The organism is Coleofasciculus sp. FACHB-542 (assembly GCF_014695825.1).
GTDB lineage: Bacteria > Cyanobacteriota > Cyanobacteriia > Cyanobacteriales > FACHB-T130 > FACHB-T130.
The window spans coordinates 183,952-198,961 of the sequence record NZ_JACJPB010000023.1 but is presented as its reverse complement, the minus strand read 5'-3'; the positions used below and the strand labels follow the sequence as shown (position 1 = coordinate 198,961).

The window sequence follows — 15,010 nt, the reverse complement described above, 5'->3', positions numbered from 1 at the left end:
CATTTTCAATCTTTTTTCGCCTAACGCTTTTGCTCTTCCTTCTGCTGAATCTCTACGGTTTGCTCAGCGGGGACGCGCTGAGAAAATCCCCAGGCAAATATCACCCCAATACAGGCAATGGTTAACCACTCTGGCGGCACCAAATCTGGCTGAATCGCTTTGCAGAGCAATCGCAATCCTACAAGGGCAACGGTGATATAGCCAGCATCCTGAAGATGGACAAATTCATCGAGCCAACGGATGAATAAGCCAGCCATAAACCGCAGCGTAATCACTCCAATCGTACCTCCGGTGAGAACCAGCCAGGTATCTTTAGAAATTGCGATCGCTGTAGTGACGCTATCGAGGGAAAAAGCTAAATCGGTGACGGCGATTATCGGAATTGCATGCCATAGAGAAGCAAATCGCGGCCCATGATGTTCCTGAGCTTCCCCTTCATCGGAAGTAAAATACTGAAACACCAGCCAAAGCAGATAGAGTGCCCCTAATAACTCAAACTGCCAGAACTGAATTACCCAGGTTGCTGTCAGAATCAAAGTGATTCGGAGGATGTAGGCAACTGCTAATCCGAAGTTGAGGGCGCGACGCTGGAGCGTGCTGTCTTCTAAGCCTTGGGCAATAGCTGCTAGGGCGATCGCGTTATCCGCTGACAGCACTGCCTCTAATACAACTAGAACAAGCAGTACAAGGGGAGCTTCAAGTCCCGGATTGAGCGGAGAGTTCAGGATTTGGTCTAGCATTCACGCAAGCTTCAAACTGGAACTATCAAACTAAAAGCAAAAATTAACTGGCTAAATTGTGCCAAAATGATTGCTGTCTTAATTAAGCTTAACCTTTGTCGGGAAAAATTAGTCGAAAATTCCATTCAGCAAGCCAAACAATGGAGCTAGAATTTTTACGCGGCTGTGTTGCATCTTGTTACAAGATGTTTATATTGGGCATAATTTAGCCGAAATTGTTGAACTATAAACCTGAAATAAGGAGTTGGTAAACGATGTCGATATCCGATACCCAAGTGTATATTGCTTTAGTTGTGGCGCTGTTTGCTGGCATCATGGCATTCCGGCTATCAACGGAACTGTACAAGTAGATGTCACCCCTTGCTAGGGACTAGCCGCTGATGGCAAGAGAGAGTGAGGGAATGACAGGGCTTTAGTACACATCGGCTCCCCTTCTCCCGCTCCCTCTTCTCCTGGTTTCTAGTCCTTAGCATCCAATCCCTAGCTTCTAAATTCACTTGCAGCAACTCTAGGCAGGGGTACCTCCCTTAAAGCCTTTGACATCTATCGACAGACATAGTGGCGCTTGCGTCCAGAGTGGTATCCTGACACCATGAATGCTATTGAACCCTCACAACCTCATCAGCAACCGGCACCAAACAGCCGGATAGTTCCTCGGACGCGGCGACAACCGCGACGCCATCCTAACCGAGCGATCGCAATCGAAACGACAGCTAAATTAGCAGTAAATGTAGTGCTTTCATCGGCAGCGATCGCCGCTCTCGTGCAACTTTTGCCTTATCACCTGTCCCAGCAAGCAAAGCTAGGAGAAATCCGACAAGAAGTGAAGCGCACAGAAAAAAGAGTCAATCGTTTAAGTAATAACTTCAGCCGCTACTTCGATCCCCAGCAAGCCAAAAGCGTGATGCAGGAACAAAGCCATCGAGTTGACCCTTCTCAGCGTCCAGTTGTGTGGCTGGATAACAATACGATTGATGAGTAAAAATTCAAAATATTTTGAATTTTTTGAATTTTAAATGGTTCCTCAAGCGCTGATAGGTTTCAGCAGTTGGTTCATCCAATTTTCGACTTGCAAGCGCAAGCGTCCGGCAGAACCAAAAGGAGCAAGCACAGCCAAAGCATTTTGATAATCAGCGATCGCGCAGTTCCAGTCGCCGTGCAGATGATGGGTACGACCCCGCTCTGCGTAGATATTCCCTTGTAGCTGACCTAATCTCAGCACTAGGTCAAAATTTTCTAACGCCAAGTCGTAAAGTCCCAGATCCCGAAAGGTGATCCCTTGGTTAATCCAAGCCCGAACGTTACCAGGGTTAAGATCCAGGGTCATCTCGTAGTCCGCGATCGCTTCTGCCAACTGTCCTAAAGAAGCGTAGTAGTTGGCGCGATTGTTGTAAACACTGTCCAAGTGGGGATCGAGTTCCAACGCCGTGTTATAGTCGGCGATCGCTTGCTCCTTTTGACCGTTCTGGAAATAAATCAACCCCCGGTTGTTATAGTCAGTGGCACTGCTGGGGTTCAGTTCGATGAGAGTCGTCAGGATAGCGATCGCGCCGTTGCGATCGCCATGCTGAGCTTTTTCCTTTGCTAAAGCTCGTAGGGAGCGCAGGGATTGGTTCTGGTGTCCTCCAGATACCGAGGTGACTAGATTAAAACGCCTTGGAACTGTGCCGGTGGTCGATGAAACCGGCGAACCGTTTTGGTGTTTTGCCTGGTCTTGAAAATTGATTGCGCGAGCGTTCATAATCATCCTCAAGGGTACCTTGGACTTCTCTGGAATCTACTTTAGCGGCTTCCTATTCGTTGCCGGGGTGTTCTGTGTCACTGCTTAAAGCGTCTTCCAGCACTGGAGCGATCTCCTATACCTTCAGTTCGGTTTGGATGTCCTTTAGGAAATCTACAGCCCCAATCCAGAGCATTACTGAAACTATCTGTAGAGACTCCCTAAATCTCGTATTTACCCGTCTAGGAGAACTGACGACTGTGAAGCTTGCAGGATTGGCATAGAAAAAAATTATGGATTTTGAGCGGGGGATGCGAGGGGTGAAAATCCTACAACCATGCAAAGGTGCAAAAGAGCAGGGAAAATTGAAGCGATGCTCCCCATTACACCTCTCCCCACTGCCCCAACTGAATGGATGCTGGTAGAATGCAAGCGATACTTACGCGCTCCCGTCGGTGTTTGGCAATCGTTCCTTAAAACGGTCTTATGACAACTGCAACTTCTTATCCCAATGCTCCCGATCTCAGCGAAAATGACTACCTGCTACTTGGCTTAGCCACTTGTTTCTTCAAGGAAGATGGCGAAGTCCAAGAAGTCAACATTATTGAACCCATTCCTTCAGCTGCCCTGGAAGCCCTTCTCAAAGGCATTCCAACCTCCTACAAGATGGCTGTTGCGACCACAATGGGTGCAGTGATCGTCGGCGATAACCTCTACAAGCCAGCAGATTTTCCAGAAGAGGCGCAATTTAGCGATGAGTTCACTTTTCGGGCGATCGCATCTGTTCGCACCTATAAGAACAAACCAGAGGCCAAATCTCATATTCCTCTGGGCACTACCCGCAATGACTTTAACTATTCCGTCGAACGCAAGCGAGTACTGAATGCTCAGCGCGTTGTCCGCAAAGAAGACAACGTGAAACAACACTCTCACACCCATAAAGTCCTTTAGGATATCTGCGATGTTGAAACTGTATGGCGGTGCCCGTAGTCGGGCATCCATTGTTAAGTGGTATCTTGAAGAGTTGGGCGTTCCTTACGAATTCGTCCAGCTCGATATGCAGGCAGGCGCTCATCTCCAACCAGAGTTTCTGGCAATTAACCCGATCGGAAAAGTCCCGGCAATTGTTGATGGAGATTTTAAACTCTGGGAGTCAGGGGCGATTCTGCTGTATCTCGCCCAAAAGTACGGCAAGATGCCAGCCACTCTGGAGGAACAAGCACAAACCACCCAATGGGTAATATTTGGCAATGCCACTTTGGGACCAGGGATTTTTGTGGAAGCAAGCCGGGAACGCGAAACGCCTAAGTTGCTGACACCGCTGAATGAAATTTTGGCAGGGCAACCATTTTTATTAGGCGAGGAACTAACGGTCGTCGATGTAGCAGTAGGGTCGATTCTGGCTTATATACCCATGATGCTGAAGCTCGACCTGAGCGAATATCCAGCAGTTGTTACCTATATCCAGCGACTCTCGGAACGTCCTGCCTTTCAGAAAGCAATGGGATCGCAGGGTTAAAAAAGTTTTAGGAAGCGGCCTTGTGCCTACCCTGAATCATAAAAGGGCACCCATGTGGGTGCCCTTTCAATTTTTTGGCAGTTCAGGTTTAGCGGAAACCCACAGATGCTTGCCAAACGAAAGCCAACAACAAGAAGAACACGGGGATGATCGGGAGAACGTCTACCAGGGGGTCAAAGAAGGAATAAGCTTCCGGCAGTTTTGCCAACAGCAGTGCTGCTTCCATATTTAAAATCCACCTTTCCAACACAGTTTTAAGAATTGACAAGTATCTTAACATGACTCGGCTGTTAGCTGGACGCGATTTCAGCCTACATGGAAAATTTACTTTTACTAAACGGTGGCGATCGCTCTTGACGATCCTCGACCGCTAAAATTCCCCAAAATTGCGATCGCTATCTCTAAAAAGGCCGACTCGATCCGAAAGACGTTTACGCTCATGCTTAAAGTTTTTTAATTTTTAATTATTCTGTTGGAGTGTCTAGCCAGTGACCAAATTCCGTGACAAAGCGATCGCCTAAAATTGCTTCCCGGATTCGTTGGGTAAACCGAATCAATTCAGTAATGTTGTGAATTGAGAGTAAAGTGTAACCGAGAATTTCTCGCGTTCGCACTAAATGACACAAGTAAGCGCGACTGAAGTTCTGGCAAGTGTAGCAAGGACAACTCACATCCAGGGAAGTGAAATCTTCTCTGTACTGGGCGTTTTTCAAATTCCAGCGTTCTCCCTGTACCATCACAGTACCGTGACGCGCCCAGCGAGTGGGTATCACACAGTCAAATAAATCGATACCCGCAGCGATCGCTTGTGCCATTTCTCGATAAGTGCCGACACCCATCAGGTAACGAGGCTTTTCGGCGGGTAACACTGGCGCAGTCGCCCGCACAATCTGGTGAATCAGTTCCGCCGGTTCTCCCACGCTGACGCCGCCAATCGCGTATCCTGGCAAATTTAACTCCGCTAATGACTCAGCAGCCGCAACTCGCAAATCCAGGTAAACGCCACCTTGAACAATCCCAAACAAAGCTTGCTCATTCGGACGTTGGTTAGCATTTATACATCGTTCCAGCCACCGATAAGTCCGCTCTGTTGCCGCCATGACTTCTGAGCGCTCCGCTGGATAAGGCGGACACTCATCAAATGCCATAATGACATCTGCTCCCAGTTCGTTCTGAATTTGGATTGACCGCTCCGGCGTTAAATGAATCATCCGCCCATCGCGGGGAGAGCGAAAAGTTACACCCTCTTCAGTAATTTTCCGCAACTCGCTCAAGCTAAACACCTGGAAGCCGCCAGAATCTGTCAGCATCGGCTTCTTCCAGCCCATAAAGCGGTGCAGCCCACCTGCACCCGCCACAATTGCTTCTCCAGGTTGCAAGTGGAGGTGAAAGGTATTCGCCAAAACCATTTGGGCACCCGTTGCCTCCAGCTGATCGATTGTCACAGATTTGACAGTCGCCAGCGTCCCTACCGGCATAAACTTAGGTGTTTCTACTAAGCCATGTGGTGTCAAAAAAGTCCCGGCTCGTGCCTGCGTATGGCGACAACGCGCCTGACATTGAAACGAAAATCCCACTTACTTTAGCTGCGAGTCCTACTAACAATAGTCTTTAGTCTTTAGTTTTTAGATGATTAGTCGATTTTTATTGACTAATGACTGATGACTAACGACTTCCTAACTAAAGATTACTTAGAATAAGCAATCGTCGTCGTCAAGTTGGACATCCCACTTAGCAGACAGAACTTGTGTCACCATTGCTTCTAAAGCAGCGGCGTTAATGATCGGCGTGCTTTGCTCTTGGAGTGGGCTAGAAAGTGGTATCAAACGTAACTGACGATGATCTTGAATCAAGTCAAAATAAGATTCCTGTTCGCTCGACTGGTGCAGTTGCAGATAATCAAAACTATGGACGTTAAGATAGATTGCCTGGTTAGCAATCATCGTAGACCGCTGTGGTTCAGCAAATACGTCCAGTACGCATCCTTCGCCCTCGCTCTGAACTTTGCCATCGAGGGTGTGGATGTAGCGAACGCGACCTAGATCGGTCAACAGTCGTCGCATATCTTGTTTATTAACAATAATGCCGCTGTCAATAATACATGGAGCCGGTAAGTGGGGCGGAGATTGGTCATAAGTCATGGGAACAGCCTCTGGTTCAAACAAGCCCGATCTTGCCTGGTCGCTGCGTAGATGCAACAGAATAATGCGATATACACTACTTAGGGAAGTAGGTAGCTTTCATAACCTAATGGTATACGCGCTTTGGGCAAGAATCCGAATCCTTACGGCATACGCATTCGACGGTTATGGCGAACGCGAACACTCAGCAAAGCGCGAGGAGCCTAACGGCATACGCCTATGGCAATCGGAACTGCTACGAGACAATCTTAGCCCAACATTTCTCCCCTGTTCATACGCTAATCTGCTGAATTTGTTATCGAAAAGTCATTAAGTTTGTTTGTGGTGCAAATTTTCTCATTTTGGAAAGGATTTCTGGGTGCGATCGCGTTTTACACCTGTATTCCGATTCCATCTGGATGGACATTAGAATTTCGCGGCATTGCGCGTTGGGCACCTTTGGTGGGTTTATTTATTGGAGGGTTACTCGCTCTTCTGGATACTTGTTTTCAACTGCTGGGTGTCCCAATGCTGACTCGCTCTGCAATGGTCGTTGTTGCTTGGATTGCCCTCACCGGGGGTCTGCATCTGGATGGGGCTATGGATACAGCAGATGGACTGGCAGTGCAGGATTTTTCTTCGGACAAGCTACGCGAACGGCAGCGGCGTCTAAAGGTGATGGCAGATAGCGTCACGGGTGCGTTTGGGGCGATGGCAGCGATCGCGCTGCTGCTATTAAAAACATCTGCTTTGAGTGACTTAGAATCTTATCGGTGGCTGGCACTAATGGTATCGGCAGGATGGGGAAGGTGGGGACAAGTGGTAGCGATCGCTTGCTATCCTTACCTCAAAGCGGAGGGTAAAGGTGCCTTCCATAAAGAATCCATCCGGACGCCTCAAGACATCCTACTGGGATTGCTAGTGCTATTTGCCCTGATGGGATTACAGATCGTCCTATCGCCGACTCGGTGGCCCGCAGCGGTGGGAACAGCCGCCGCAGGATGCGCGATCTCGCTTTTAACCGGAGCCTGGTTTCACCGCCAGCTAGGCGGACATACGGGCGATACTTACGGAGCAGTTGTAGAGTGGACAGAAGCTTTGTTATTGTGCGCGATCGCTAGCCTCTACTCTCACTTTTCGGGCTAAGTTCTCTGTCGCAAGTTGCCAAGCCTTACATAGAAATTCCAATTTCAGCCAACGGCGTCAGAAAACTTGAATCCCAATTGAGGTTTTTTTCGATATTCCAAGTCGCCTTGTAAAAATGCCTGCCACTGCCTCAACTGCCCAAGCCACTGCGAATCATTTCGGCAAATTGGATGATTTAGCCTTAACGACATCCCTAATTGTCAAAGCGACATTCATCTATCAACGATGACATTTAATGAGTCACTGTCTAGAAAAGCGGGTAATCGGACTCGAACCGACGACATTCACCTTGGGAAGGTGACGTTCTACCACTGAACTATACCCGCATTTTGAGGTTAACGATCAGCAGTCTACTGATGGTTAACTTTTATTATACGACCGATCGAGCGCCAGCATCCAGTAATTGGAAAACTGGCGCGATACATCTTAACGTTGAGTCGCGATTATGGAGCCTTGACTAGATAAGGTGAAGAAATCGCCTCAGCACGACCGGCATTCACCAGCGCCTGGTAGACAAAAGCGGCGACTTCAGCACGGGTGGCATCACGACTAGGATTGAGCTGAGCCAGTGTGGGATAGTTGACCACCAGCTGTTTCTGAGTTGCGCCAGCGATCGCTGTGCTGGCCCAGCTAGGAATCTGGGTGGCATCGTTGTAAACAGACAGCACATTTGTATCCTCAGAGCGCAGCTTCAAACCACTCGCTAAAGAAACTAAAACCTGCACTCTGGGAATGCGCTGTTCGGCTCTAAAAACTTGACCCGGATACCCAGACAAAAAGCCTCCCCGGTAAGCGCTTTGAATCGCTTGATAAGCCCAATAATTAGTTTTGACATCGACAAAATTAATCCCAGGCTGTATCTGTGCTGGTGAAAAAGCCTTGTTGATAATCGCGGCAAACTGAGCGCGGGTGACAGGTTCGTTGGGGCGGAAAGTCCCATCAGGGAAACCAGCAATTACATCTTTAGCAACTAAAGCTTCGATATAGGCTTGCGCCCAGTTCCCTTGAACATCGGCAAAACCACCGCTAGGTATCGACGTCGCCACAAAATCCACGCGCCCGGAAATCTTCTTAGAATCAATATCGTTGCCGACCGCGATGATAGTATTCGTGCGCGTTAGGTTGGCAACATCGAAACGAACATTGTTGCGAATCCGATTTTGCCCAGGATTCTCTTGAGTCCCTAAATTGGGCTGGGCATCTCCGCTTGCTACGACTCCATACCGCGTGTTTGCCTCAATAATGTTGTTACGCAGGACTGGGGCAGCGGAGTTGGAGGCGACGATTCCATCAACGTTTTGGACAATGCGGTTGTCTGCGAGCAAAGGCGATGCCGTCTCAGTTAGGACAATCCCATTCCCCGTCTCTTGAAACAGATTGTTGCGGACTTCTCCTTGCGCTGTCTTAGCGACTGAAATGCCATTCCCCTTATTTCTGGTAAAGATATTGCTTTCAATTTTGGGGGTAGCTGTTCCAGTGACGAAAACTCCTTCCCGGTCGTTGCTCGAAAAGGTGTTGTTGCTGACTGTTGCATTGGTAGATTCAATCCACAGTCCAGTTCCCCGACGATTTGGGTTGGTGATGGTCAATCCTCTGATTTCACTGTCTTTTTCTGCCCGCATGGCAATGTTCTGACCGGAAAAGGTAGGACTAACATAGCCGCCGCCGCCAATAATCGCTACAGTCTGCCCCTTGCTTTGCTCGTCGCCGCGCAGAATGACGCCTTGTTTGACAAGGAGGGGGAAAACTTCACCCGTGTCAGCCGTGTAGGAACCTGGAGCTAATTGTACGACTGTGCCAGAGCGGGCTTGCTGGAGGGCGTAGGTGATAGTGCGATAGGGTGTGTTTTCACTGGTGCCAGCACTGGCAGTATCGTTGCCCGTGGATTGGTTGACGTAGACAACGTTCGCGCTTGCAGGAAGTTGAGCTATCTGTGTCGATGGCGGGGTAAGGGTAGCCGCAGGAAGTGCCATGACCCCGCCAGACCAAAGTAACAAAGCGCTTAGCAGGGACGCCCGGACGGGTACGACACCAGCGAAACGTTTGGCGAAACGGATGCTAGAAGAATGGGAGAAACGATCGGGAAAACCCTGGGGTGTCATACGTTTGATGCTTTTGATGTGCATTATTAACTGTACGATTTAGTAACTTAGAGACTCACCAATTGGGATATTTTTTTACGCTGGAAGCTATACATACTTGGTGTATGCACTTGCGTCGCTAATATTAATATTCACAATTACGTTTGATGACAAGTTGCGAATATTATCAGTTCCCAACATGGCAACTTGCCCCTGCAAAGAAAATTCAGGCGATGTAAACCCTGAAATGCCCATAAGGCTAAGGTTTTATAAATTTAAGAACATTGGCTTAGGCTAATCCAGGCGAGAGGGATGATTCATAAGCAGTTGTTACTTGAGCAGGAGGATGCAACCCATCGGCATCCAGTATCGTCAAAGTAGAGATAGCACAGTTGTGCTATCTCTAAGCTGTTTTCAGGTTCCTTATGCGCTCTCTACTGCTGCGATCGCTACCTTTCGTGTTCTCTTTAGCCGCCGCTACGGGTATTTTGTTTAGCCCCTCTCGTGCGGATGCTGCCAATACAGTCGTGCTGAAGTACCGCTTTCTAAGGGAATCGGTATCTGTTCCCGAACTCACAACTTTTGCTGAAACGGGTGAACTTTCGCCAGCGCTACGTGCTTATTTGGCTATGGCAGGAAGAAAACCTGAGGATTTGCGAAAAACCCTAACGCAAGAAGTTAAGGTGAATGCCCTCATTTTAGATCGGGTACTCAATAACCAGATTGGGGAATTAGTCTTGGGTCAAGTCAGTGACGTGGTTCATACTCCCGGAAATGGCGCAAACATCCAGTCTTTGCGAGGAGCTGTGATGAGTTCAGCGCTTCCAGACAATCAGATTACCTTGATTGAAATTTTAGAAAATTACCCAACCTCAGAAGTTCATGTGGAGGGCGATCGCCTTGCTGAGGTTTTTGGCAAACTCAAGCGACTGGGACAGGGCTTGCCCAATCTAGGTGATTTAATCAGAATTGGTCAGTAGTGATGGGTCGTTAGTCATTCGTTCTTGGCTACCGAACGAATGACTTATGACTAATAAGCAAGAGTTTCTAGGGTTTCGCGCAGATACCGGCGAACCCGATAATCAAGGTTGAACTCCTGAAGGCGGTCGTTATCCAACGGGTGTTCTATCTCCCAGCGCTGAAACCCAGAACTGGATGCGATCGCTTGTTTGAGGCTTTCCCAGATTTTGGTATTGCCGGAGAATTGGCTGGTTGATGAAGCAGGAAACCTGATCATATGCACCTTAAATTAAGGGAACAAGGAGTTTTCAGCTATCAGCCTTCAGCAATTCTATTTTAGATTTTGATTTTAGATTATGGATTGACAACCCACTCTAAAATCTAATCTCTAAATCTAATCTTTAAAATTGACTGCCCGCTGATGACTATTTAACAAATTTCTATGTCTATTCTTAGGATAACGCAGTTAGGTTGGGGGGATTTGTGCTGTCAGTAACATCTTGCTAGTCAACCAGCCAAAACTTTTTGGGGTACGCCAGTTGCTGAAAGCTTTTCTACATAGACACCCATGTGCTGAAAAACCAAGAACCTTGAAGAAAAATCTCTTTTTTAGATTAGTCGGAGGACGCTGGGGCTTCTATTCCTGCATTTATTGGTTCTACAGAGTTGGCTGATATCGCCGATGTCTCGGAAATTTCCGAAGGTAAGATTTGATTTACCTGTAGTCCCGGAATTGTAAATTGTTGCGGAATTTCTTCTGCTGAACAGGGTTGCGTAGCAGAAAATGCTGCTTCGTTAGTCAAAAGGACTCGCGCCACGCTCAGCGGTATCTGCAAGAACAAATTGCTTGCCAGAAATGCCAGTGACGCTACTAGCAGTCCAGCGAACCGCCACTCTGGGGGAAGTGGTGTAACAGTTGCCGCTAGGGGTGCTGCTTGATAGATTAGCCACAATACCCACAGCATGAAACCAGCTGCCAGAACGGCTAATAATTGGTTCGTAGGGGACTTGAACTGTGACAACAGGCGTCGCTGGTTAAGCGTCAGTTGACTTGGCTTCAAGGCCACTGCCAGGATGCTAAAAATGTTAAAAGGACGGCTCAACTGCATCCACAGTATGGGTGCAATACCTACAGTGGCAACCAAAAAAAGTTCCAACCACACCGGCAACACGGGATCGCCAACTGCCAAACCCAGCCAGCATAGTTCCAACCAAATGGGAACTGTCGCCAGACCAGCAAGATGAATCCACAAGAACGGTTCCAACCAAAAAGAGCGCATATTACAAGTAGTAAAAAGGCAAAAAGCAAAATAAAAGGCAAAAGTCAGAAGAAAGGCAAAGGAGATTATTTCCTTTTTTCTTTCTTTTGACTTTTGCCTTTTGAGTTTTGCCTTAATTTGGCGAGAGAGTACGGCGCTTGCTTACCATTTGATAAGCTTCGATAATGTCGCCTTCTACCCAGGCATTGAAACGATCGACTCCGATGCCGCATTCGTATCCAGCATTGACTTCCTTGGCATCTTCCTTCATCCGCTTGAGGGAATCTAAGACGCCATCATGAACTATCTGACTGTTGCGGCGCACCCGCACTCGGCAGTTACGAACCACTTTACCCGACAGCACATAGCAACCAGCGACGGAGCCACGACCGACTGGGAAGACAGCCCGGACTTCGACTTGACCCAGAGGCTCTTCCACCTGCTCCGGTTCTAGCAGACCTTCCATTGCGCCTTGAATATCATCTAACAGTTTGTAGATGATGTTGTATTCGCGCACATCGACTCCTGCTTGATCCGCTGCTTGCCGCGCACCACTAGCAAGGGTGGTATTAAATCCAACAATTACAGCGCCACTGGCAGCCGCTAAGTCAACGTCTGTCTCGGTGACTTCTCCAGGAGCCGCTAACAGCACCCGAACTTGTACCTCATTTTGTGGCAGCTGTCCGAGCGCGCCCAGAAGAGCTTCTACGGAACCTTGAACGTCTGCCTTCAGAATCAAGTTGAGTTCTTTGAGATCGCCTTCCTGCGCTTGAGCTGAGAGGGTATTCAAAGTGACTCGGCGCGATGCCATGACCTGTTGCAGGCGTGACTGGCGTTGCTCGTCGGCTCTGACACTTGCGATCGCGCGACCTTCTTTTTCGTTTGGATAGACCTCAAACTCATCGCCAGCCGCTGGGACATCACTCAAGCCCAACACTTCCACCGCGAACGATGGTGCCGCTGCCGTTACCCGATCTCCCCGGTCGTCGATCATCGCCCGGACTTTGCCCAATACTGAGCCAACTACCAGGACATCACCGACTCGCAATGTACCATTCTGCACCAGCAAGGTAGCAACTGGGCCTCTCGACTTATCTAGATTGGCTTCAATTACCGTACCCTTAGCTGCGCGGTCTGGGTTTGCAGAGAGTTCTAAAACTTCGGCCTGGATCAAAATCATTTCCAGCAGGGTATCCAAGTTTTCCCCTTTGATGGCGCTCACGGGAACCATGATGGTATCGCCGCCCCATTCTTCGGGTTGCAGACCGTACTGGGTCAACTCTTGCTTCACGCGGTCTTGCTGGGCATCCGGTTTATCAACTTTGTTGATCGCCACAACAATTGGCACCTCAGCGGCTTTCGCGTGGCTAATTGCTTCAATTGTCTGGGGTTGGACTCCATCATCGGCGGCAACTACTAGAATAGCGATGTCGGTGACTCGCGTTCCCCTCGCCCGCATTGCTGTAAAGGCTTCGTGACCGGGAGTGTCCAGGAACACAACTTGCTGAGTTTTTCCTTCATATTCCACATCCACATGGTAGGCACCAATGTGCTGAGTAATTCCCCCAGCTTCTCCCTGCGCTACCTTGGTTTTGCGGATGGAATCGAGCAGAGTTGTTTTCCCGTGGTCTACGTGACCCATAATCGTCACCACTGGCGGACGGCGTTGCAGGTGATCGAGGTCTTCCTCTGTCACCATCTCCGTTACTTTTGTCGCCGCAGCTTGTTCTTCTTGCGTCTCCACTTCTACGCCCAGTTCTTTCGCCACCATTGTGATGGTTGGGATATCTAGGGTTTGGGTGATATTGATCGCAAAGCCTTTAAAGAACAGAGTTTTGATAATCTCTGTTTCCTGAACTGCTAAGGCCGTAGCAAGTTCTTGAACGGTCATACTGCCCGTTAACACCAGATTTTCCGGACGTTCTGCTTTAGCAGCAGGTTCTCGACGGCGATCGCGATCGTTGCTTTGCCCTTCGCCGCGCTGCATTTGAGGCTTCCGCTTCTCTCTTTCCGCTGCCACCACGACTGGGCTGGCTGGACGAGCTTTCTGCTGCTTGGGAGGACGAGCTACAGATAGACTCACCTGTAATGCTGCTGGCAATTCCTCTAAATCCGTGTCAAAGTCTTCGTCGTCATCAATGAGGGGTTGAACCCGACGCTTGGCTTTAGCACCTGCCTTGCCTGCTTTATCTGGGTTTTCTTCTTCCTCATCTTCCCACTCAGGTTTTCGCTTATTGGGACCAACGAGACGGGGGGGATTCGGTTTTCTTGCCTCTTCTCCCAGAGTATCGGGCGTTCCCAAACCTTCATCATTTTCGTCCCGTAGTAGCTTCGAGCGACTGGAACCAGGTTCTAGTTGCGTGTCACCAGCACCGCCTGGGCGTCTACCAACAGGCATGGAAGGTCGCACCGGCCTTTGGGGAGGCGAGTGCAGTTCTGGAACTCGGGGTGGAGCCGGGGGGGCAGGTCGCTCCGTTCTGACGGGGGCAGGAGGAGCCGAGGCGTTAGTTCTTTCGGGTGCCCCGCTCGCTGGTCCTACTCTTTGGGGTGCGCTGACAGGCGAGCTAGTAGCTGTTTCTACCTTGGCACGTTTTAATACAGGCCGCTCCACATTACTTGGCGCAGGACGCTCCCCTGCTTGTCGCATGGGAGGTTCAACCAGATGGGGAGCTGGTTCAACAGCTTTCGGAGCTGGAATAGGAGGAGCCTCTACTGGGTCTACCTGTAGTTTTTCTGCTTCTACTACTTCTACTACAGGAGGATTATCCCGCTGGCTAGGACGCACTGGTTTATTCAGACTTGTCGGCTTCATGGGTGATGGCGTCTGCTGTCTTACTGGTGGTTGGGGAGGAATCGCGACCTGTTCTCCCGGCTGTTGTGGTGCGTTAGAACCAGACCCAGATTTATGCTGACGAATCTCCAGAATTTGCGGCTTGTTTTCTAGCCGGGGTCGCACCGATTGAGCGGCTGGCGGTGCTGTTTTACGTTGATCCATTGGAGCCCGCGCACGTGAAGCTGGTCGGGCTGCTGCCTGTTTTTCTGCCGCCGAGCGAATACTCTCCGCCTCCGATTCAGTTATTGTGCTGCTGTGGCTCTTGACTGCAATATTGAGCCGCTCACAAATTCCTAGAATATCCTTATTCTCCAAATCCAATTCCCGCGATAACTCGTAAATTCTTACTTTGCCGTTGTTCATCCAGTCTTTCCCCTCGAATCCTACCAGTTTTTACACCATAACCATCTGCTTGAACGACAACTTGTTGATCATTTGCTTACTGCCTAATGGGTGTGAAGCTTTAACTTGCTGCCTATACTTCTACTAATGATATCCAAGCTACTTATGGGAAGTCTGTTTATCACCAAGTGAATTGCCTATCTTTAAGGATAGTGAAACACTTCTATTTCTAATTTTGCACAAATCTTTACAATTTGGGGCACGTCGCTTTTTTTGGGCTTCTTTCCTAC

The 15,010-nt window shown here is 49.0% G+C and carries 15 protein-coding genes and 1 tRNA gene; 6 read left to right on the top strand and 10 right to left on the bottom strand.

The features are described from left to right. Positions 1-20 precede the first annotated feature (20 nt). Positions 21-740: a TerC family protein gene (locus H6F52_RS07105; protein WP_190426878.1), complete on the bottom strand. Its 720-nt coding sequence runs from the start codon at positions 738-740 to the stop codon at positions 21-23. 254 nt (positions 741-994) lie between these two features. Here H6F52_RS07105 and psaM point away from each other — a divergent pair, with 254 nt between their 5' ends. Together psaM and H6F52_RS07095 are read left to right on the top strand one after the other, a co-directional pair. Beyond that, positions 995-1,090, top strand: coding sequence for a photosystem I reaction center subunit XII (psaM, locus tag H6F52_RS07100; RefSeq protein WP_190413318.1), 96 nt, complete (start codon positions 995-997; stop codon positions 1,088-1,090). A gap of 242 nt (positions 1,091-1,332) precedes the next feature. Further along, positions 1,333-1,722: a hypothetical protein gene (locus tag H6F52_RS07095; protein WP_190533145.1), complete on the top strand. Its 390-nt coding sequence runs from the start codon at positions 1,333-1,335 to the stop codon at positions 1,720-1,722. A 42-nt stretch (positions 1,723-1,764) separates the two neighbouring features. Here H6F52_RS07095 and H6F52_RS07090 read toward each other — a convergent pair whose 3' ends face one another. Further along, positions 1,765-2,481 carry a tetratricopeptide repeat protein gene (locus H6F52_RS07090; protein ID WP_190533142.1) on the bottom strand — a complete coding sequence of 239 codons (717 nt, stop codon included), beginning with the start codon at positions 2,479-2,481 and terminating at the stop codon, positions 1,765-1,767. A gap of 465 nt (positions 2,482-2,946) precedes the next feature. Here H6F52_RS07090 and H6F52_RS07085 point away from each other — a divergent pair, with 465 nt between their 5' ends. Both H6F52_RS07085 and H6F52_RS07080 read left to right on the top strand, forming a co-directional pair. Next, positions 2,947-3,411, top strand: coding sequence for a hypothetical protein (locus H6F52_RS07085; RefSeq protein ID WP_190413324.1), 465 nt, complete (start codon positions 2,947-2,949; stop codon positions 3,409-3,411). 10 nt (positions 3,412-3,421) lie between these two features. Beyond that, positions 3,422-3,979 carry a glutathione S-transferase family protein gene (locus H6F52_RS07080; RefSeq protein ID WP_190426881.1) on the top strand — a complete coding sequence of 186 codons (558 nt, stop codon included), beginning with the start codon at positions 3,422-3,424 and terminating at the stop codon, positions 3,977-3,979. Between the two features lie 88 nt (positions 3,980-4,067). Here H6F52_RS07080 and H6F52_RS07075 read toward each other — a convergent pair whose 3' ends face one another. The 3 genes from H6F52_RS07075 to H6F52_RS07065 form a co-directional block, all read right to left on the bottom strand. After that, positions 4,068-4,205: a photosystem II reaction center protein K gene (locus tag H6F52_RS07075; protein ID WP_190413748.1), complete on the bottom strand. Its 138-nt coding sequence runs from the start codon at positions 4,203-4,205 to the stop codon at positions 4,068-4,070. A 238-nt stretch (positions 4,206-4,443) separates the two neighbouring features. Then, positions 4,444-5,556: a tRNA guanosine(34) transglycosylase Tgt gene (gene tgt / locus H6F52_RS07070; protein ID WP_190413328.1), complete on the bottom strand. Its 1,113-nt coding sequence runs from the start codon at positions 5,554-5,556 to the stop codon at positions 4,444-4,446. 114 nt (positions 5,557-5,670) lie between these two features. After that, positions 5,671-6,120: a hypothetical protein gene (locus H6F52_RS07065; protein WP_190432259.1), complete on the bottom strand. Its 450-nt coding sequence runs from the start codon at positions 6,118-6,120 to the stop codon at positions 5,671-5,673. Between the two features lie 321 nt (positions 6,121-6,441). Here H6F52_RS07065 and cobS point away from each other — a divergent pair, with 321 nt between their 5' ends. Next, positions 6,442-7,245 (top strand): adenosylcobinamide-GDP ribazoletransferase, encoded by an 804-nt coding sequence (gene cobS, locus H6F52_RS07060; RefSeq protein ID WP_347276194.1) that lies wholly within the window; start codon positions 6,442-6,444, stop codon positions 7,243-7,245. Positions 7,246-7,499: 254 nt separating this feature from the next. On the opposite strand, the gene H6F52_RS07055 is transcribed toward cobS, so the two are convergent. Then, positions 7,500-7,571 (bottom strand) — tRNA-Gly (locus H6F52_RS07055). Between the two features lie 117 nt (positions 7,572-7,688). Beyond that, entirely contained in the window at positions 7,689-9,347 is a 1,659-nt protein-coding gene (locus tag H6F52_RS07050) for a DUF1565 domain-containing protein (protein ID WP_190533139.1), read from the bottom strand. A gap of 404 nt (positions 9,348-9,751) precedes the next feature. Between H6F52_RS07050 and H6F52_RS07045 the strand changes: the two genes are divergently transcribed. Continuing rightward, a complete protein-coding gene (locus tag H6F52_RS07045; protein WP_190413334.1) occupies positions 9,752-10,306 on the top strand; it encodes an alpha/beta hydrolase in 555 nt (184 codons plus the stop codon). Between the two features lie 50 nt (positions 10,307-10,356). Here H6F52_RS07045 and H6F52_RS07040 read toward each other — a convergent pair whose 3' ends face one another. The 3 genes from H6F52_RS07040 to infB all read right to left on the bottom strand — a co-directional run bounded on the left by H6F52_RS07040 (position 10,357) and on the right by infB (position 14,741). Then, entirely contained in the window at positions 10,357-10,563 is a 207-nt protein-coding gene (locus H6F52_RS07040) for a hypothetical protein (protein ID WP_190413336.1), read from the bottom strand. Between the two features lie 337 nt (positions 10,564-10,900). Then, positions 10,901-11,539, bottom strand: coding sequence for a low-complexity tail membrane protein (locus H6F52_RS07035; RefSeq protein WP_347276193.1), 639 nt, complete (start codon positions 11,537-11,539; stop codon positions 10,901-10,903). A gap of 139 nt (positions 11,540-11,678) precedes the next feature. Beyond that, positions 11,679-14,741, bottom strand: a complete 3,063-nt coding sequence (infB, locus tag H6F52_RS07030) for a translation initiation factor IF-2 (RefSeq protein WP_190413340.1) — start codon at positions 14,739-14,741, stop codon at positions 11,679-11,681. Positions 14,742-15,010: the final 269 nt, after the last annotated feature.

Bases quoted from the DNA above. Each gene is read 5' to 3' on its own strand.
- H6F52_RS07040 (WP_190413336.1), bottom strand. From the start codon at position 10,563: ATGATCAGGTTTCCTGCTTCATCAACCAGCCAATTCTCCGGCAATACC.
- H6F52_RS07090 (WP_190533142.1), bottom strand. From the start codon at position 2,481: ATGAACGCTCGCGCAATCAATTTTCAAGACCAGGCAAAACACCAAAAC.
- H6F52_RS07065 (WP_190432259.1), bottom strand. From the start codon at position 6,120: ATGACTTATGACCAATCTCCGCCCCACTTACCGGCTCCATGTATTATT.
- H6F52_RS07045 (WP_190413334.1), top strand. From the start codon at position 9,752: ATGCGCTCTCTACTGCTGCGATCGCTACCTTTCGTGTTCTCTTTAGCC.
- H6F52_RS07050 (WP_190533139.1), bottom strand. From the start codon at position 9,347: ATGACACCCCAGGGTTTTCCCGATCGTTTCTCCCATTCTTCTAGCATC.
- H6F52_RS07085 (WP_190413324.1), top strand. From the start codon at position 2,947: ATGACAACTGCAACTTCTTATCCCAATGCTCCCGATCTCAGCGAAAAT.
- H6F52_RS07075 (WP_190413748.1), bottom strand. From the start codon at position 4,205: ATGGAAGCAGCACTGCTGTTGGCAAAACTGCCGGAAGCTTATTCCTTC.
- psaM (WP_190413318.1), top strand. From the start codon at position 995: ATGTCGATATCCGATACCCAAGTGTATATTGCTTTAGTTGTGGCGCTG.
- infB (WP_190413340.1), bottom strand. From the start codon at position 14,741: ATGAACAACGGCAAAGTAAGAATTTACGAGTTATCGCGGGAATTGGAT.
- H6F52_RS07080 (WP_190426881.1), top strand. From the start codon at position 3,422: ATGTTGAAACTGTATGGCGGTGCCCGTAGTCGGGCATCCATTGTTAAG.
- H6F52_RS07095 (WP_190533145.1), top strand. From the start codon at position 1,333: ATGAATGCTATTGAACCCTCACAACCTCATCAGCAACCGGCACCAAAC.
- H6F52_RS07105 (WP_190426878.1), bottom strand. From the start codon at position 740: ATGCTAGACCAAATCCTGAACTCTCCGCTCAATCCGGGACTTGAAGCT.